This window comes from Solibacillus cecembensis (assembly GCF_050272495.1).
GTDB lineage: Bacteria > Bacillota > Bacilli > Bacillales_A > Planococcaceae > Solibacillus > Solibacillus cecembensis.
The window spans coordinates 125,312-143,041 of the sequence record NZ_JBNNMF010000008.1 but is presented as its reverse complement, the minus strand read 5'-3'; the positions used below and the strand labels follow the sequence as shown (position 1 = coordinate 143,041).

Annotated in this window: 17 protein-coding genes and 2 pseudogenes; 12 read left to right on the top strand and 7 right to left on the bottom strand. The window is 35.9% G+C overall.

The features are described 5' to 3' along the window. Positions 1-968: 968 nt before the first annotated feature. Positions 969-1,388 carry a hypothetical protein gene (locus tag ACQKIH_RS09340; protein ID WP_057988717.1) on the bottom strand — a complete coding sequence of 140 codons (420 nt, stop codon included), beginning with the start codon at positions 1,386-1,388 and terminating at the stop codon, positions 969-971. A gap of 391 nt (positions 1,389-1,779) precedes the next feature. Between ACQKIH_RS09340 and ACQKIH_RS09335 the strand changes: the two genes are divergently transcribed. From ACQKIH_RS09335 to ACQKIH_RS09325, 3 genes are all read left to right on the top strand, one after another. Continuing rightward, positions 1,780-2,793, top strand: a complete 1,014-nt coding sequence (locus ACQKIH_RS09335; RefSeq protein ID WP_427765348.1) for a DUF1835 domain-containing protein — start codon at positions 1,780-1,782, stop codon at positions 2,791-2,793. Between the two features lie 336 nt (positions 2,794-3,129). Further along, positions 3,130-4,173, top strand: a complete 1,044-nt coding sequence (locus tag ACQKIH_RS09330; RefSeq protein WP_427765389.1) for a DUF418 domain-containing protein — start codon at positions 3,130-3,132, stop codon at positions 4,171-4,173. Between the two features lie 210 nt (positions 4,174-4,383). Beyond that, positions 4,384-4,590, top strand: coding sequence for a hypothetical protein (locus ACQKIH_RS09325; RefSeq protein WP_427765346.1), 207 nt, complete (start codon positions 4,384-4,386; stop codon positions 4,588-4,590). Between the two features lie 269 nt (positions 4,591-4,859). Here the strand turns inward: ACQKIH_RS09325 and ACQKIH_RS09320 are convergent, their stop codons facing one another. Both ACQKIH_RS09320 and ACQKIH_RS09315 read right to left on the bottom strand, forming a co-directional pair. Further along, complete coding sequence (locus tag ACQKIH_RS09320; RefSeq protein WP_057988721.1) at positions 4,860-5,126, bottom strand: hypothetical protein; 267 nt, start codon at positions 5,124-5,126, stop codon at positions 4,860-4,862. Between the two features lie 279 nt (positions 5,127-5,405). Then, complete coding sequence (locus ACQKIH_RS09315) at positions 5,406-5,783, bottom strand: rhodanese-like domain-containing protein (protein WP_427765344.1); 378 nt, start codon at positions 5,781-5,783, stop codon at positions 5,406-5,408. Between the two features lie 536 nt (positions 5,784-6,319). Between ACQKIH_RS09315 and ACQKIH_RS09310 the strand changes: the two genes are divergently transcribed. Continuing rightward, a complete protein-coding gene (locus tag ACQKIH_RS09310; protein WP_427765342.1) occupies positions 6,320-7,264 on the top strand; it encodes a bile acid:sodium symporter family protein in 945 nt (314 codons plus the stop codon). Between the two features lie 148 nt (positions 7,265-7,412). Here ACQKIH_RS09310 and ACQKIH_RS09305 read toward each other — a convergent pair whose 3' ends face one another. After that, positions 7,413-8,789 (bottom strand): FAD-binding oxidoreductase, encoded by a 1,377-nt coding sequence (locus tag ACQKIH_RS09305; RefSeq protein ID WP_427765339.1) that lies wholly within the window; start codon positions 8,787-8,789, stop codon positions 7,413-7,415. Positions 8,790-8,979: 190 nt separating this feature from the next. Between ACQKIH_RS09305 and ACQKIH_RS09300 the strand changes: the two genes are divergently transcribed. The 5 genes and pseudogenes from ACQKIH_RS09300 to ACQKIH_RS09280 form a co-directional block, all read left to right on the top strand. Further along, positions 8,980-9,498, top strand: coding sequence for an RNA polymerase sigma factor (locus tag ACQKIH_RS09300; protein WP_427765337.1), 519 nt, complete (start codon positions 8,980-8,982; stop codon positions 9,496-9,498). After that, entirely contained in the window at positions 9,485-10,615 is a 1,131-nt protein-coding gene (locus ACQKIH_RS09295; protein ID WP_427765335.1) for a hypothetical protein, read from the top strand. The genes ACQKIH_RS09300 and ACQKIH_RS09295 overlap by 14 nt, the downstream gene beginning before the upstream one ends. 327 nt (positions 10,616-10,942) lie before the next feature. Further along, positions 10,943-11,404 carry a helix-turn-helix domain-containing protein gene (locus tag ACQKIH_RS09290; protein ID WP_427765332.1) on the top strand — a complete coding sequence of 154 codons (462 nt, stop codon included), beginning with the start codon at positions 10,943-10,945 and terminating at the stop codon, positions 11,402-11,404. Between the two features lie 99 nt (positions 11,405-11,503). Next, complete coding sequence (locus tag ACQKIH_RS09285) at positions 11,504-11,824, top strand: putative periplasmic lipoprotein (RefSeq protein ID WP_427765329.1); 321 nt, start codon at positions 11,504-11,506, stop codon at positions 11,822-11,824. Between the two features lie 31 nt (positions 11,825-11,855). Continuing rightward, a pseudogene (locus ACQKIH_RS09280) lies at positions 11,856-12,002 on the top strand (aminoglycoside phosphotransferase family protein); the annotation flags it as partial. Positions 12,003-12,051: 49 nt separating this feature from the next. On the opposite strand, the gene ACQKIH_RS09275 reads toward ACQKIH_RS09280, so the two are convergent. Beyond that, a complete protein-coding gene (locus ACQKIH_RS09275; RefSeq protein WP_057988734.1) occupies positions 12,052-12,393 on the bottom strand; it encodes a hypothetical protein in 342 nt (113 codons plus the stop codon). A gap of 477 nt (positions 12,394-12,870) precedes the next feature. On the opposite strand from ACQKIH_RS09275, the gene rsgA reads away from it, so the two are divergent. From rsgA to cls, 3 genes are all read left to right on the top strand, one after another. After that, complete coding sequence (gene rsgA, locus ACQKIH_RS09270; RefSeq protein WP_427765326.1) at positions 12,871-13,926, top strand: ribosome small subunit-dependent GTPase A; 1,056 nt, start codon at positions 12,871-12,873, stop codon at positions 13,924-13,926. Positions 13,927-14,084: 158 nt separating this feature from the next. Beyond that, the gene (locus ACQKIH_RS09265; protein WP_057988738.1) at positions 14,085-14,711 is read left to right on the top strand and encodes a hypothetical protein; all 627 of its coding nucleotides are present in this window, start codon (positions 14,085-14,087) and stop codon (positions 14,709-14,711) included. A gap of 172 nt (positions 14,712-14,883) precedes the next feature. Then, on the top strand, positions 14,884-16,332 hold the full coding sequence (gene cls / locus ACQKIH_RS09260; RefSeq protein WP_427765323.1) for a cardiolipin synthase: 1,449 nt from the start codon (positions 14,884-14,886) through the stop codon (positions 16,330-16,332). A 353-nt stretch (positions 16,333-16,685) separates the two neighbouring features. On the opposite strand, the gene ACQKIH_RS09255 is transcribed toward cls, so the two are convergent. Both ACQKIH_RS09255 and ACQKIH_RS09250 read right to left on the bottom strand, forming a co-directional pair. Further along, a complete protein-coding gene (locus ACQKIH_RS09255; RefSeq protein WP_427765386.1) occupies positions 16,686-17,177 on the bottom strand; it encodes a methyl-accepting chemotaxis protein in 492 nt (163 codons plus the stop codon). Between the two features lie 45 nt (positions 17,178-17,222). Further along, a pseudogene (locus tag ACQKIH_RS09250) lies at positions 17,223-17,615 on the bottom strand (PAS domain-containing protein); the annotation flags it as partial. Positions 17,616-17,730: the final 115 nt, after the last annotated feature.

Below are 17,730 nucleotides of genomic sequence, written 5' to 3'. Positions count from 1 at the left end.
ATAATTCAATGAATATTAATATTAATATTAATCTAGTACGTAAGTTTGCTATTTTTATTATGCTTTTATTCCTTTTAGATGGTATTACTAACATAGTAAATCACTCACACTACTCTTATCTCGTTTTAGGAATATTTAAAACTGTCATCTGTAGTATTTGTATTATGATCCTTTTCTTTAAAAAAGGTTCTTCTCAAAAATTATGAATATGATATAAATTTTAAATTAAATAACGTTCCCAAATGACACTTTGGTGACTTTCTGAAAAATTCTTTCGAAAATAACTATGGTACCAAATATTACAATATCACCTTTGAAGCAAGCTTAGAAAGGATATGAATTTATGGGATGGAGGAAAATTTCAGCTTTAATTCTTGCATTTTTAGTTATGTATTTATCAGTGTCTCAATTTTTGGTTAGAGAAGATTTAGTTTCTAAGGCTTTCACTATAATTTATTTTCTTATTTCATTAGTTATGTTTATATCAATTTTAATGGACTATATAAAACAAAAAAAGGAAAAGTAATAATCTAATTTGAATATTCTATACATCTAAAATTGAATAAACGTTCCCAAATTAAAGTTTGGGAAGTCACAAAACCCCAAGAAATGCTGTGAAAACAACATTTCTTGGGGTTTCCTTTAGGGATATTAGTTAAAAAACGATCTTCAACAATCTGGCGCGATTGTTGAATAAGCTTCACTTTTCTTATTCAACTAACGGGGGCTTTAGTTTAATAAAGAAACAGTAGAAGAATGATAAAAAAGGACTCGATTCCTCTAGATAGGAATCGAGCCTATATAATTAAACCCACCAGCACCAATGTGTTGCCATATACACTCGACACATTATGAGGCTATCGAGCGGTTGGAGTTAGTGTAAGTAAATAAAAAATAGCTGTGTTGAAAATCCTTATGTGAATCTCAGCCTTACTGCTTTTTTTATTTTAACATTTAAATGGCTAGTTTTATTTATTCAATTCTTTATATAAAACATATTTTAAAGCAGAAATTTCATCTTCAGACAGTTTACCTTCAATTTCGGATAATACTTCATCCTTATTAATTGAACCGTTTTGCGCTTGTTCCTGAATATCAAGTAAACGATTAACGCCCACTTTTTTTATTAACACACGTGTCGCTTCTTCCTTAGTTTGGAAGGGCAGAGTATCCGGATTTGTAGTCGCTGCCTCGCTTACAATTTCTTGAACCTTCGAATCGTTCTCGATATAGGATTTTACTTCTTCTAGATTTTCGTCATCTAAAGTAGATTCCACTTTTTCGATTATTTTTTCAGAAGCGATATTTGTCCCAAAATGCCATACAGCATAGCCAGCTGCTCCGAGCAAAACAAGAATTATTGCGGTAAATGTTAAAAACTTTTTCATCAACTCACTCCTGACACTTTGAATATAGCACAACTTCTCAAAAACCACGAAGAAAAGATGTTTTCTATAATTGGTTTAATTACAATTATTTACGAACCCATAGCAAATAAGTTTTCACCCTATTATATAAATAGCATAATTATCTATTGTAGGTACGTCTATAATTCCATCTAGGTACTTGTTCCACAATCACGCGCGATTGTTTAGTAAGCGTCTCTGTTCTTAATAAACTAACGAGGGCGTAACTTGAAGGTCATTGATTTGCATTTGCAGCTCTTTTTCTTATTGAACTAACGGGGCAGTTTAGTTAAAGAAGGAAGTTCGAATCTCCAAGCGAGAAATTTATAGATAACAAAGAAACTAAATGGAATAAATAACGAGGTGAATTTTGGTGATAGAAGAGTTACATAAATCAATAAAAGATTTAAGCGTTAGCGACGCAAAGAACCTATTGTTAAGCATAATGTTTCGAATAAAAATGGTGCAGGAATCAAAGAATTCACCAGAGGAAATTTTAGAACAATTAAATTCTATATACGATTTATTTTTCGAAGTTGTACAAAATAGAAATCATGTTGAGAGAGATTATTCAACAGTTCATATTGTGTGTGGAGAATCTCCTGCCGGTTCTTTACGAGTAGGATTAGGGCGTGAGAATAAAATAATCGGATTTCCTGATTTCTTTGCTGTTGGTCCAATTTGGGAACTTCATCAAGAGGTTGGTCGTAAGCACAGACATGAATGGTTGAAGGACCATCTCAATTATTCCGATGACTATTTTGAAGAAGAGTATGAAAATAGATTTTCAAAAACACTTGCAGAAATAGATCGTTTAAACGGAGAGGTCCACATTGTTATATGGACTGCTGAAAATTCAAATGAACAAACTGGATTACGCTATCTTTTATACTTGCTAAAAGAAAAAAAGAATGAGGTTTTCGTGATCAATACTACACTTGCTTATCAGGAATTATTTAACACACCTGAATTTGGGTGTTTAGATATCCATACGGGCGAAGTAAATGGTGAACAATTAAACAATATATATCAAGAAAAAATATCAGCACCATTAACTGATGAGGATAGAACACGATTTGAAAGAGAATGGATCGCATTATCAGAATCAAAAGGTTTGGTGAGGATTTGGGTAAAGAACAAAATCAACACTGTCAATGAAGATTACTTTGATGATTTTATTGTAAATACTGCCCGAAATTTACATGCTAAGCAAAGTGAAAAAGATTTTATGAAATCAGCAAGGTTAATCGGAGAAGTATATGGACAGAACAATCAATTAGGTGATGCTTTTATAGAATATAGGGTGAGAAGTCTAATCTATAAAGGAGTTTTTGAAATAAAGGGAATTCCAAAAGCAATGAGGTATTATAGTGTGAAATTAAGGTGACTCTTTCCTTCTGTGAAGATATGCACTTAAACTATAGAGGTCTACCTGATCCTGAACATCATGGTCCACAGTATTTATAGCTAGGATAGGAAAAAAATTTGCGGTGTCTATACATCATCTATTCTCATTAATAAAAGAAATAATTGTTACTGTAAAATATGAAATTTTTGCTTTTAGAAGGGGATTAAAAGCTAATATAAATGAAAAAAGGCAATAAATAATGAGACACATCTATAAATTTAAGGTTCCTGTAAGCTTTTCTAAAAGTTACTGTAAGGAGGGGAGGCTATGATAGCTATAGCGCAATTAAGTGCGAAAGAAAAGGATTTTTTAAAAATGAATTCGTTTGTTACTCAGAAAGAAAGAATCGTTTCCTTAGATATTATTCGTGGGCTAGCGTTATTTGGCATTTTGTTTATAAATGTAGCAGCCTTCAAGATATTGGTAGAGGGTGAACTACCTGAATATAGCGGAATTAATGGTATTATTGAAACGTTTATTGATATTTTTATTGAGAAGAAGTTCTTTTCGATTTTTTCATTCCTATTTGGTGTAGGTTTTTATATTTTTGCTTCACGAGCAGAAGCACGTGGCGATAAGCCAAGATGGCGTTTTGCAAGACGTTTACTAGCTTTATTATTAATTGGTATCGTCCATATAATTGTTTTTTGGGGCTCAATCCTTTCTATCTATGCAATTATTGGTTTTTTACTTATTCCATTCTATAATGCAAAGATTTCAACGATTAGTAAATGGCTATTTGCTATTATTACTGTTCATGTGCTTTGCATTCTCGGACAATTATTTATGCCAAATCAAGGAGCCTTTTCAACTGTTTTTGGAATATTAGGAAATGATGTAGTTACTATTTTCATCATGTTTTTAACTGGTTTTTTAGTAGCAAAAGCGGATTGGATTAATCATATTAGTGAATGCTCAAAACAACTAAAGTGGATTCAATTTGTGACATTCCCCATTTTTGTAGGGATCTCTCTTTGGATTGGGTTTGCCCCAAAAGGAGATTATCAAAATCTACAATTAATTATTGGTTTAGGTGTAGTTCCGACAACATATTTTTATTTAACTTGTCTATTTGTTATGTTGGAGAACAAAAGCATTGCGAAGTTTCTTAAGCCAATTGGTCGAGTTGGTCAAATGGCATTCACAAATTATTTGGCACAAAGCTTTATTGGCCTAGCTATTATTTCTTTAATGGGGCTTGAAGTTGTTTCGCATTCTTATGTGGTTATCATTGCAATCTTAATTTTTGCCATTCAAATTATCTTTAGTGTTAGCTGGTTCAAATTCTTTAAAATGGGACCATTTGAAAAGCTATGGCGCTTTATGACCTATGGAAGAAAAGCAGTGCCAAATAAATAAACAATTACATGCGGAACTCCCTATGGTGAATGATCTGTTGATCAATAGTTTGTGTTTATTTCACAAGTTAGTTGTGTGATAAATTTATTTCCTAATAAAAAGATCACTCTGTGATGAAACAGTATCCCAATGGTTAGACAATAACCATTGGGATGCAGTCCATAATGAGTGGTCTTATTTGTATTTATATTAAATTTTTTTTTTATTAATGTGCCTAATATCAAAATAACTCAGATTGTTAGTGCAACAGACTTTATTAGAACTAAGAATGTACTATTTGAAATTGAAATGCGTATCAAACTGGGTGTACTTAAAGTTGCTAGTACATTAATAGATGTAGGGGCATATAGTAAAGCTATTGAGAGTTTAGGTAAGAAGTCTTTTAATTCATTATCATATAGTAGAAACAGCGAATAGAGGGTTATCCGGTGATTCAGTAACCAGATAAAGCATGGCATGAAGCTCATAGTCGGGTGCCTGTGAATACTTCATACGTCAGCTCGATTATAGGCTTTACTAGTCGATAATATCGTTGATTTGATATTAAAGCATGTACGCCTCACTATATTTGGGATACCCAACTTTTTAGGCTGAAATGCTGGCATTTCGCTATTAAAAGTAACGTATTTTTCATACTCAATCTTGTGAACTTCCTCATATTAGCGAAGTTCACGAATTTGAACAATTTATATATTTAAAGCCTTTGAAATTTTTTTCACTTCTTTTGTTAAATTAGTAAGCTGTCGCTGTATTTCTTGTATATCCGCACTACTTTTTTCATTCTCTTCAGCAAGTTGTTGGACTTCTTGTACAGCTAATACGGATGCAAATGTAGCAAGTCCTTCAGCTAGCGTAGCAAATAAACCCGCTATTACTTCAACGGTTGCGGCTTGAATGGCTGGGTTGTTTTCCTGCGTGGCTTCACTATTTCTCTTCCGGTTATTATTTTGCATAGCCATGACCTCCAAAATATAGATGTATTATCATATGGAATTCATTAGCAATTATGAATGGGTGGTGCGCAGTGGGGTGATTGGTCCAATTACTAGTTGTTGTATTACAATGGCGGTATTTTATTGGTCAGACGGATAGAATTACCACCATTCCAACGGTTCTCCGCAAAAATTCGCAAAGCTATAGGGCATTGGATGTGATCAATCGTAAATTTGGGGATAAAGGAACATTAAACCTGTTTGAATGCAGGCTTAATGTTCCTATCTATGTGTGGGTAATTATTTTTCTACGTCACCAGTCCAGCTTGACATGCCCTGTGCAACATTGATGATGGAATAGCCTTCTATTTGTAAAATGTCACTAGCTGTTTGGGATCGATTACCACTGCGACAGATAACAATATATTTTTCATCCTTTGATAATTCCGTGAAATCCGCGGCTTGTAACATACTAAGAGGCTTATTTTGTGCACCTGGAATATGTCCCTCTGCAAATTCATTGACTTCTCGTACATCAAGCACAACATAGCCGTCCTTCATTTTCTGCGCGACTTCATCGATTTGAATTGTCACATAGCCTTCTTTGTTATCTGTACTACAAGCTGCTAAAGCAAATACCGCAATCATTGCAACAAAATAAATGTACCATTTCTTCATGTGAAATCCCCCTTGTTAATTTACCTATAGGGGTATTGTAGTCTTTTTATGTCATATTGAAAAGTAGTTTTTTGGCAATACTGGTACAATAATTATATGGGGTGATGAAAATGAATCCGTGGGAATCAAGATTTGCGCAACAAAACTATGTTTACGGTACAGAGCCGAACCAGTTTATTAAGGAGCATATTCATTTTTAAATCAAGGAAATCAAATTGCTGCTTATGCAGAAGGGGAAGGGTGCAATGCAGTTTTCTTATCGAAAAATGGTTACAATGTGACAGCGTATGATTATGCGAAGTGCGCCTCATGTGCTTGAGCCAGCCTACAAGGACTTACTTTATTAGAATCTAAAATAGAATGCTTACACCATATGGACTTTTTCAGTGCACTCGAATTTTCCATAGGTCTTTTTGTGTTTGGTTGTATATCATCGCTCAATCAATCACCTTCATTAAATAACATAACCCATGCAAAGAACTCTATATATGCTACAATTGAATAGGAATTTTTTTACTAGAAATGAGGCGCAAATCATGGTTCAACAGCTCAATCAATTTATTCAACGATGGATGCCTGTACTAACACCGCTTAGCTTAGTAATTGGGGTACTACTAGAAAAAGTCGGGGGACATTTCTTATTTTTAGTCCCGATTTTATTTGCCTGTATGACATTCATCAGCAGTCTGAATTTAAAATTTCGGGATATTAAAGTGTTTAAGGAGTATCCGAAAACGATTCTTTTCATCATCGCATTTTTACATATTTTAATGCCATTATGGGCGTTCTTTTTAGCTGAAACGATATTTGATGACCGTCTATTATCAATTGGATTTTTGCTGTCGGTTGCAGTTCCAACAGGTGTCACGAGCGTCATTTGGGTGACGATTAGTAAAGGGAATTTGCCATTATGCTTAGCCATTATTTTAATCGATACATTACTCGCGCCGATTTTAATGCCTGTGACACTTCATTTAGCCGCTGGGGAATCTATTCAATTAGAGACAACATCACTTATTCTTGATTTAGTATGGATGATTGTGCTGCCGTCGATTTTCGGCATGCTAATTAGTGAATGGACGAAGGGAAAATTGCAAGAAAAGCTAGGACAACCGTTATCTCTTATATCGAAGCTATGCTTATTTAGTATTATTATGATTAATAGTAGTGCGATTGCGCCGTATGTGAAATCAATTAATGGTGAATTAGCAGCGGTTATCGGCCTAGTATTATTCGTTGCGATTTCAGGTTATACATTTTCGCTTATTTTATCCCGTCTTTTTTGGAAATCAAGCGCGGACCAAGCGACATTTGTGTTCAATGCTGGCATGCGAAATATCGCAGTAGGTGTGGTCATTGCGACAACGTATTTCCCTTCAAAAGTAGCGATGCCCGTCGTTTTCGGTATGCTGTTCCAACAAGTTTTAGCTTCCGTGTTTTATAAAATGATGCAACGGAAACCTTCTGCGACGGAAGCATAAACAATAGAACAAATTAAATAGCCTTCTAGCACAATGGCTAGAAGGCTGTTAAATCAAATTTGACTCGGCATATTTGCGTCCAGATTTTTTTCGAGGTTCTCGAAAAACTCTGTGACATCCGCCGGGGTAATAGGTCAACACGATGTTGTTATAGCAGTTTATTCGGATTCATAATGTTTTTAGGATCAAGCACTTGTTTAATCGCCTTCATTACGAAAAGGGCATTGCCATGTTCTTGCTGTTGATAGCTCATCTTACCAACTCCGACCCCATGCTCTCCTGTACATGTACCACCGCGCTTTAGTGCAAAGGCCACAATCTGCTCATTCACTTGTTTGGCAGCTTCCACTTCCATTGGATTTTTTAAATCAATCATTAGTAGTGCGTGAAAATTACCATCCCCAACATGACCCGTTATGCCACCAGTCAAACCAGATGAATTCAGAAGTTCCCTTGAATATTCAATGGCTTCTGCTAATTCATTAATAGGCACACAAACATCGGTTGACATAAACTTCTTTCCAGGACTCGCATGGATAAAAGCGTAGGCAAGATTGTGGCGAGCGTGCCATAACTTATTGCGCGCGGCTGTATCTTTTTCAAATTGAAGTTCCTCGCACTGAAATTGTTGTAGTATGTCCGTGGCGAATTGAATATCTTGCTGTAACCCCGCTTCATTGCCATGAAACTCTAAAAATAACGTCGGCTTTTCCGGATAGTTCGTTTCACTATAAAGATTCGTGACATGGATGGATGCTGCATCGACTAATTCAACACGAGCGATTGGAATGCCAGCTTGCTTTAATGCGGTTACTGCTTGAACGGCATCCGCAGTCGTAGCAAATACTGCCCGACCAGCAACTTCATGCTCCGGAATGCCATACACGCGCAAAGTAAGCTCAGTAATACAGCCTAAAATACCTTCTGAACCGACAAATAAGCCATTTAAATGGAGCCCAGATGACGATTTCGCAGCAGAATTTCCTGTATGTATAATCTCACCATTCGCGATAACGACTTCCAAATTGCGCACTTGATTCCGCATGACACCATATTTAACGGCAGTTGTGCCGCTTGCATTCGTTGCAGCCATTCCGCCAAGTGTTGCGTCTGCACCAGGATCGACGGAGAAAAATAAGCCGTGTTTTTTTAATTCTTTATTTAACTGCGTACGCGTCACGCCCGGTTGGACCTTTACAAGCAAGTTTTCAGGTTCAATGGCCAAAATTTGATTCATTTCACTAAAATCAATGGAGATTCCGCCATCATACGGAATAGTATGTCCTTCAAGACTCGTGCCCCGCCCAAATGGAATGACAGGAATTTCATACTCATGAGCAATTTTAATAATCTCGCAAACATCCTGCGTAGAACGAGGAAATACAACGAGATCCGGAAGTGCGGGTTCATGATACGATTCATCCTGTCCGTGTAATGCACGGACGGTTTCATTATCCGTCACTTGCGCAGCCGTTAAACAATCCAATAGGCGAAGTTTTACTTGATCTAATGTTTCAATCGTCATCCGTCTCGCTCCTTTTTATCTGATTATTAAAACAAATAATACGTGAAAATCCAAAGAATGTAAATGATTCGTTCATTTAATGTGAGAAGTCCCTTTTTTCGTTAGAGTCTACAAAATTAATTTCCACATTTTTCAACCAAACGCTTTTGGCAATCGTTATAGTAAGAGAGGGGAAAGGAGGCGTGGCTAGATGGACGAGGAAATCATTGACGAACTGATGAAAAAGCATAATGCTATTTTACTAAGAATTGCCTATTATTATACGAAAAATTTACATACGGCTGAAGATATTGTCCAAGATGTTTTTATTAAGTATTTTCAAAAAAAGCGCTCGTTACAAGGGGATGCGGTAGAGAAGTACTTAATGAAAATGACTGTTAATAAAGCGAAGGATCATTTGAAAAGTTGGCATTACCAAAAATTACGGTTTCAAGAAAAATGGTTTGCGGGCAAAAAAGTGATGCCAGTTGATCAATTAGTTCTCCAAGATGAAGAGGACATGATTAGTGCTGCGATTTTCAGTTTGCCGGTGAAGCAGCGGGAAGTGATTGCCTATTATTATTTGGAAGGATTTAATGCTAAGCAGGTGGCACAGCTATTAAATATACCGGATAGCACCGTGAAATCCCGTTTAGTGAAGGGGCGTAATGAATTAAAGCAAAAGTTGGAGATGGTGGAATGGGAGGTGTTGAAAAATGAGCCCTTATAAATTGAAGGAATTGCGCAACACGGAAAAGCATGAGCAAGCCGTTTTTCAGCATGTTAAGAAAAATTTGAATGCTCGCAAAAACAAAAAATTAATCCCGGTTTTTGTTTCTATTATGAGTGTGGCGATCATGGTGTTTCTACTACTGCAATTTTCACCTGCAAGTACGAACACACAACATGCAGCATCAGATGTGCGGATTTTGGAAGTTTTTGAGCAAATTGGTGGAGACGGTGTCGTTACAAGCGAGGCGTTTAAAGAGTTTGACAATCACCGAAATTACGTAGATCTTTATTACTTTAAACCGGTTACCTTGAACCATTTTACATTCGCTAATGATGTTACGTTTCCAGAGTTGCCTGCACCTTATCAAAAAAATACGGGCGAAGTGATTGCGGTAAATGACGGGATGCAACCGGGGTTGCAATTTCATTTTAAAAATAAGGACGGAAACTTATTAAATATATCCATGTCGAAATACTTTATGGATAATGTGCATGATGAAAATCTAGAAATGGATGAGACGGATTCATTTGGCAATAAATTGACGAGGCAATCTTTAACAGATGATACACTGTTATATCATTTGCAACAAACGACGGATAGCGGCTATGTTTTTTCGTATTTTCATTATAACGAATCAACGAATACAATTAACGTAACGGCGACAAGGGCGAATGAATTTTACACGTATTACAACGGATTTATTTATCAAATTGGCTATACCGGTGATGTAAATACGGAGGAAATGACTAATTTTGTGAAGCAATTTATATTGACAAATGAAATGCAATACTTGCCGATGGAACATCCACTTATTGAAACGAAACGATTTCGTTCAGGAGAAATCGCGATTTTTACTGCATCATGTCTTCTACTACTAGGTGTTGGGCTTACTGCATTTTTCACAAGGCATGCAAAGCTAAAAACAAAATGGCTTGCCTGGGGAGTGGTCACGATGCTGGTCATTACGCCATTGCTTTCGTGGTTACTTTCCTTTATCTATGGAATTTATGAGGGAGACGGGTTTGCGGCAATTGGAATGCTTATGTTGTTATTACCGCTGTTCTTCCTAGTTGGGCTTATTGTTTTGATCGTTGGATTGTTTAAGAAGTTTTAGGGTAAGAGTGATGGATTTTGTATTCTCCTATTAAAGAATAAATAATTCATACAATATTTAGTGAAGAATAACCTCTTAGGGTAGTATATCCGTAAGAGGTTATTTTAGGTGGAAAATGGTATTTCGAATTATTAATAACTAATTAGAGGAATAGCATAGTAGTGGAACAAAAATTACTTTGAACATAAAATTCGTACGATATTCAGGAACTTTCTTGTTCGGAAATCGGATGAAATTGTAAAATAGAATTCTATTTTGAGAAATTCCTTCAAAAAAAGTGGCATTTATTCAAAAATAAAATAAATAAGATCACGAGGAGGATGAAAAATGCAAAAGAGTATATTGAGTTTAAAATTAAAAGAATACCGTAGGCAAAAAGGCATTACACAGGAGGAGCTTGCGGAGTTACTAGATGTGAGTAATAAATCCATATCGAAATGGGAATTAGGGAATGGCTACCCAAGTAAGAAGAATATGATAAAAATATCAGAAATTCTCAATGTATCATTAGAAGCATTAATGATTGAAGATCAAACGAATGAAAGTAGATCAAAAAAAAGCATACACTATGCCTTTATTAGCTACTGCCTTATTTTTGTGCTTACGATATTGATTAAAGGGTTGAAAGAAAAAGAGCTGTATCAAGACATTCTAAGCAGAGATGTTAGTGAAATCATAAAAATCGTGTTGATAACTTTTGGGCAAAATATTTATATTGCGCTCGTGCCAGCTATAATTATTGGGCTTGTCTTTTATTTTTATATCATTCCTAAACAGCAAGTTGATTAAACAAGCGACCATAACTGATTTTTTGCCCGTTAACACTAAATTGTTTTCAGGCAGCTACTGCTAAATTTTTAGTAACGAAAATATAATTGAGATAATAATATGGAAAAATTAATGATGATTTTTATCGCAAGTGGACTTTTATTAGTTGGTTGTAGTCAAAATGAAACGAATGATATTACCGAAAGAAATGCAATAGTCGTGTCTGAAATTAGTAATATAAAGGAAAAAATTATACCTAGCGCGGATCAAAATGTAGTAAAAAATTCACCTGTATATTTAGCTGGAAATGAAAATGAGCTATCCATTCAGGATTTGGAAACGGGCTATATGGATGGGGGGCTTTATTTGCACTTACCTGTAGAAATTATTAAGGATGTAGGGGGGATGGTGAAGATACTGAAATTCTTGTATGTAATATGAACGGCAAGTTAGTCATTGTTGATTGGTATACAGACACCAACTTGAAGAGAAACCGTAATGTTTTCAACACGAGGATTATCACGTCGGGAATATGATAATTTCGCCAGAAGGAAAACTGAGTATAATCGATTTTAACCGTAATGACTACGGCGATCCGTGGGAAGAAGTTAATCGCATTCAATAACTAGAATAGATAAACGTAACCTTTCATCCATTCTAGTTAGCGATTATGCTTGCTGCAGCATACTTAAAACTTGTTTTCCCGCTATCATAAAGAGGACATAAATAGCGAGCGCGGTCATGACAGCTTGTCCAGGTTTCCAAATACCTGAAAAATAAAAAACAAGGGCCGTGAATAGGACGATGCCGATTGCACCAACTATAGCATTTTGCTGAACGAGATGGAATGTTTCATCGGTCATGCTCTTCATTTGAAGACGCATATTGAATAACGTTAGTATCGGCAGTAAAGTAATGACACCCGAAAGAAAATGTAAATTGGAACGGCTAAGCCAAGCTGCAAGCAACATCACGGTTCCACCAATAATAAATTGAATAAAATAAAACACGTAAACATACCTCAATCCCTTTAAAAATATTATAAATATAGACTATATAAAGGGATTTTTCAATAAAATGAATAAATAGTAGGAAAAATTGCGCTATTTCAGAATGTTTAATTAGAATGCTAGAAAATATGTAGAAGAAATATTTTTTGGGAAACTATTGACAGGAACATCCAAATGTTGGTATAGTGAAAATAATTAATTTGAAAGAAGGTGATGTAGGATGACAATTATAGCGAAGAGTGTAAAAAAGCAATTCAGTTTGTCACCAATTACATGCCTTTTGTGTGCTGATTTTTAATCTTGCATACCTTTTAAATGTGCATCGTAAACCTTGTGATAAGCTGAATTGCTTCTCATAAGGTTTTTTTCGTGGAGAAAAACGTAAAAAATGAAAATCCACAAAAGAAATGGCTTCATCCCGCACGTTTTGTGTAAAGGAGGGCCAATTACAAGATGTCCATTTAGGAGGAAAAAACATTGAATTTACAACAACTTGGGTTTACCCCATTTTTTGAACAACAACTAGAACAATTAACGGTAAAAAATACAATTCCAGCGCGTGTATTATTGGAGCACAAGCATTCTTATCGCGTGTTGACAGAACAAGGTGAATGGCTCGCGACAGTTTCAGGAAGCTATGCGTATCAAGCCTTTTCACGTGTCGATTATCCAGCAGTCGGTGATTTCGTATTAGTTGAACAAATGCCAGGTGAGGAAAAAGCGATTATCCATCATTTATTAGAGCGAAAATCGAAATTCTCACGCAAAATGGCGGGGCTTGAAATCGATGAACAAATCGTTGCCTCAAATATTGATCTTGTGCTACTTGTCATGAGCATCAATGCGGATTTCAATATTCGCCGTTTAGAACGCTATTTAGTCGCGGCTTGGAATTCTGGCGCCACACCGGTTGTCGTATTAACGAAAACAGATCTTTGTGACGATGTCGAGCCGTATATTCGAGAAGTCGAGCAAGTTGCTTTTGGCGTCGAAATTATTGCGTTAAGTGCCGTTACTGGAGAAGGGTTAGATGCATTACGCGCCATGCTCACAGAGGGAAAAACGGCTGCGCTACTCGGTTCATCTGGGGCGGGGAAATCGACATTGACGAATGCATTATTAGCGACCGAACAAATGAAAGTATCGGATATCCGAGAAGACGATGCGAAAGGGCGCCATACGACGACACACCGGGAACTAGTCGTTTTACCGACGGGCGCGTGCTTAATCGACACACCTGGAATGCGCGAATTGCAATTATGGGATCAAGGTGACAGCATACAAGCAAGTTTTTCAGATATTGAAGAACTTGCCCAAAATTGCCGCTACCGTGATTGCACACATAAAAATGAACCTCATTGCGCGGTACTTCAAGCAATTAATGAAGGCAATTTAGAGGAATCCCGATTAAAAAACTATTTCAAATTACAAAAAGAGGCTGCTTACATCGAAAAGAAAACAAATGTTGCTGCCCAATTAACTGAAAAAAGAAAGTGGAAGCAAATTTCAAAAGGGTTGAAAAAACAGAAATAGACTCATTGTAGTGATATAAAATGGAGGATGTTTTCAATGGGAGTTTTGAAAACATCCTTTTTTTAATACATAAACTTAGCAGGAATATCAGATTTAACTGTTATTTATTGTGAGAGTGTATATAATAGAATGACTTGTTTATTTTGGGGGGATTTGAGATGGTAAACTGGCTTCAAATTATTATATTTGGTCTTGTAGTAGGGGTTGCGTCGGGTGTATTTAATTTACCATTTTTGTGGAGTATGGGGATTATTGCCGGTATGGGGCTCCTTGTCATTGCCAATATGTTATATAAAGTATATGCTTCAACAAATATGAAGCAAGTCAAAAAATACATAGAAAATCATAAAAAAGATCCATTCATGAAGTTTATTTTAACGGTGGAAAATGGGACAAAGGAAGAGGAACTGGCAGCTATGGAAGAAGTGATTGCCCATTATAAACAGCCTGCTATGAAAAATACATTCGAGATGAACCGGACGATTTTATTAGAAGATTACGACCGTGCACACTATTTTGCTGAACAGCTGAAGAATACGCAACATAAACTATATGGAAAGGCGTTAATTGCCGCTGTGCAAGGAAATGAAGCGCAACTTGTGGAGTATGACATAAAGCGCGAATGGATGAAATATGCGATTGAGGCGCAACTTGCTTTTGCGAAAAAGGATCAGCAGCGTTTTGAACAGGCTTCGGTGAAAGCAGTTCATGCAGCAAAAGGCATCCAGCGGTTTATGCTCATCCATTCTTTCAAAAAACTCAAACTCGAACATGGATGGAATTAAAGTTAAAATGTATCGATAATCGCCTACCAAATAACGGGTAGGTGGTTTTTATTTGGCGGTATCTTTAAGGTGGTTTGCTTAAAATCCAAAAGCTCATCTTGCAATAAAGCAGAGAGTTTATTTTGAAATGGATTGGTAAAAGATATAGATGTATAAAAAAAGGAGGAAAAACATGACGTTCACCGGTATTTTTACAATTTCACTGTATGCGTTAAACTTTTTATTCGCATTGTTTGTTGTTTTTATTAGTCGTAAAAGTCCATCATCTGCATGGGCCTGGTTATTTGTCTTATTTTTCATTCCGATTGTCGGATTTGTTTTTTATTTATTATTTGGTCGAAACTTACGGAAAAAGAATTTTGTTCGGTGGATGACAATCAATCAAAATGAATCGTTACCGGTATTTAAAGAGCAACAGAAAAAAATAGACGAAAATACGTATGAATTTCCAAATGCCGTAACAAAAGAGCACCAGCAACTAATTCAAATGAATGTTGATTACAATCAAGCGCTATTAAGTGCCCATAATGAAGTGGAAATTTTTTCAGAAGGAAAGGACAAATTTACCGCATTAATCAAGGATATTGAGCAGGCAAAGCAGTCGATCCATATGCAATATTATATTTTCAAAATGGATAAAGTCGGTAGAAGTATTTATGATGCGCTCGTTTTAAAGGCACAGCAGGGTGTCGAAGTAAAAGTGATTTACGATGATTTAGGCTCGCGAAAATTAATGAAAAAGCATTTTCAAGAGCTAATAGATGCGGGCGGTGAAGTTGAAGCCTTTTTCTCATCCTATTTTACATTATTAAATCCACGTATTAATTTCCGAAACCATCGCAAGCTTGTTATTCTTGATGGGCAAATCGGCTATATTGGTGGTTTTAATGTCGGGGAGGAATATGCGGGTCTAGACGAAAAAATAGGATATTGGCGCGATACGCATTTAAAAATTCAAGGACATTCTGTTTACAGCATGCAGGCACACTTTATTTTTGACTGGCATCAAGCACGCAATGAAATGCTTGAACAGACAGATATGAAATATTTCCCGTCATTTCATGTAGAAAATTTACTACCTGTTCAAATTGTTTCTAGTGGACCAGATACGGAATATGAGTCGATCAAAAATAGTTATATTCGTATGATTCTAAGTGCAAAACGGTATATTTATATTCAATCGCCTTATTTTGTACCGGATGAAGCCTTTCTACATGCGATTCAAATTGCTGCTTCATCGGGAGTCGATGTGCGTATTATGACACCGGCTGTAACGGATCATCCGTTTGTTTATGGCGCAAATTCAGCGTATGGTGGGGAAATGCTACGACATGGCGGGCGCATATTCCGTTATGAAAAAGGTTTCCTTCATGCGAAAATGATGGTAATAGATGATGAAATTACGATGATTGGAACGGCGAATATTGATGTGCGAAGTTTTAGCTTAAACTTTGAAATTAATGCGATATTATTTGATGAGGCACTTACTATAAAATGTCGCACATTATTTGAACAAGATCAACAAAATAGCTTTGAAATGACGCCTGCCCTTTATGAACAACGTAGCAACTGGACAAAAGTTCGTGAAGCTGTTTCTCGTTTAATTTCGCCAATATTATAGTGAAATGATTTAGTAGTGGGGGGCAGTCCCATCATCATTAAGAACGGAGAAATTTCTTGTTTTGCGTAAAATATCATTTAATCCTAGTTTTTTAATAGTTAATTAAAATTAGGGGCGATCTCAAACGGTATATTTGAACTAAAAATGTGCAAATGTAAAAATGTCTAAACGTTGATTTAACTGCGTTTAGGCATTTTCACTTTCGAACGACTTTGTTGTAAAAAGAACTAATTAGTCAACCCAAAAATACCGCATAGTTCCGCTTGAGTCTGCCTTGTCATAATTGGCTTCCTGCCACTTGAAAATAAACATCAGCATGGTACTTATAGATAAGAGACATCTACTTAATCAAGTTAAACTGTTTCTATAAATCGATTGGAACGATTATCTAATTCCTCCGCAGCAGATGCTATTTCAACAAAGTCGCGAGTCGTTATATTAATTTGCCCATTCGTTACATCAACCATGTCAGATAAACGTGTAATACTCTCGGTAACCTGTCCTATTTCATCAACTATGCCATCTATATTTTCTTTCACTTCAGAGATGGATTGCTCAACCCTTACTGAAAGTTTTCTAACCTCTTTTGCTACAACATCAAAACCTCTTCCATATTCACCCGCTCTTGCTGCTTCAATAGCTGCATTTAATGCTAATAAATTTGTTTGAGATGCAATTCCTTGAATCGTCTTGACAATACCTTTAATAGATTCAGCATGACTTTGCAACTGTGCCAAATTTTTAACGTTCTCCTCAGACTCTCTTGAAATTTGTTGAATTGTTACAAGTAAATCTTCGCTATTTTTTATGCCGGCCTCTGAGCGACTATAAAGTTGTTTAGACATTTGCTTCAAATCATCTGCAACAATAATAATTGAATTTTGTCGTTCTGTTATATTTGTTGCGATTTTAGATACGCCAATTACTTTTTTTGAATTATTCGCAAACACAGGCATATAAGTAGCTTCAAGCCAAATTTTATTTCCAAATGCATCCATTCGTTCGATTTTATCTTGAAAGCTTTTACCTGCTTCTAAGCTATGCCAGAACTGTTCATAGGTTGAACTTCGAATAAAATGGGGGAAGCAAAAATCCTTATGGTGTTTTCCCATCATTTCTTCTACTGTATAGCCCATCGTTTTTGCAAAGAGTTCATTCACATAGGCAACTTTTCGATTCATATCAAAGCGGATAATAGCTACATTACGTTCAATCGCTTGTACAACTAAATCATCTGTTACTTGTGTGTTTATTGATTGTGTGAAGTCCACCAAAAATATCATCCTTTTCTTCTTTATACATTTATAAAAACTTAATAATCATACCTAATCAAATCAACATTCGCACGATGTCTTCATTTAGTAAAAGTATAGATTTAGTTTTTTTGTATCGTAATTT

What these genes read in the sequence shown, in the direction of transcription:
- ACQKIH_RS09340 (WP_057988717.1), bottom strand. Translation starts at nt 1,388, where the DNA reads ATGAAAAAGTTTTTAACATTTACCGCAATAATTCTTGTTTTGCTCGGA.
- ACQKIH_RS09330 (WP_427765389.1), top strand. Translation starts at nt 3,130, where the DNA reads ATGAATTCGTTTGTTACTCAGAAAGAAAGAATCGTTTCCTTAGATATT.
- ACQKIH_RS09320 (WP_057988721.1), bottom strand. Translation starts at nt 5,126, where the DNA reads ATGCAAAATAATAACCGGAAGAGAAATAGTGAAGCCACGCAGGAAAAC.
- ACQKIH_RS09315 (WP_427765344.1), bottom strand. Translation starts at nt 5,783, where the DNA reads ATGAAGAAATGGTACATTTATTTTGTTGCAATGATTGCGGTATTTGCT.
- ACQKIH_RS09310 (WP_427765342.1), top strand. Translation starts at nt 6,320, where the DNA reads ATGGTTCAACAGCTCAATCAATTTATTCAACGATGGATGCCTGTACTA.
- ACQKIH_RS09305 (WP_427765339.1), bottom strand. Translation starts at nt 8,789, where the DNA reads ATGACGATTGAAACATTAGATCAAGTAAAACTTCGCCTATTGGATTGT.
- ACQKIH_RS09300 (WP_427765337.1), top strand. Translation starts at nt 8,980, where the DNA reads ATGGACGAGGAAATCATTGACGAACTGATGAAAAAGCATAATGCTATT.
- ACQKIH_RS09295 (WP_427765335.1), top strand. Translation starts at nt 9,485, where the DNA reads ATGAGCCCTTATAAATTGAAGGAATTGCGCAACACGGAAAAGCATGAG.
- ACQKIH_RS09290 (WP_427765332.1), top strand. Translation starts at nt 10,943, where the DNA reads ATGCAAAAGAGTATATTGAGTTTAAAATTAAAAGAATACCGTAGGCAA.
- ACQKIH_RS09285 (WP_427765329.1), top strand. Translation starts at nt 11,504, where the DNA reads ATGGAAAAATTAATGATGATTTTTATCGCAAGTGGACTTTTATTAGTT.
- ACQKIH_RS09265 (WP_057988738.1), top strand. Translation starts at nt 14,085, where the DNA reads ATGGTAAACTGGCTTCAAATTATTATATTTGGTCTTGTAGTAGGGGTT.
- cls (WP_427765323.1), top strand. Translation starts at nt 14,884, where the DNA reads ATGACGTTCACCGGTATTTTTACAATTTCACTGTATGCGTTAAACTTT.
- ACQKIH_RS09255 (WP_427765386.1), bottom strand. Translation starts at nt 17,177, where the DNA reads ATGTCTAAACAACTTTATAGTCGCTCAGAGGCCGGCATAAAAAATAGC.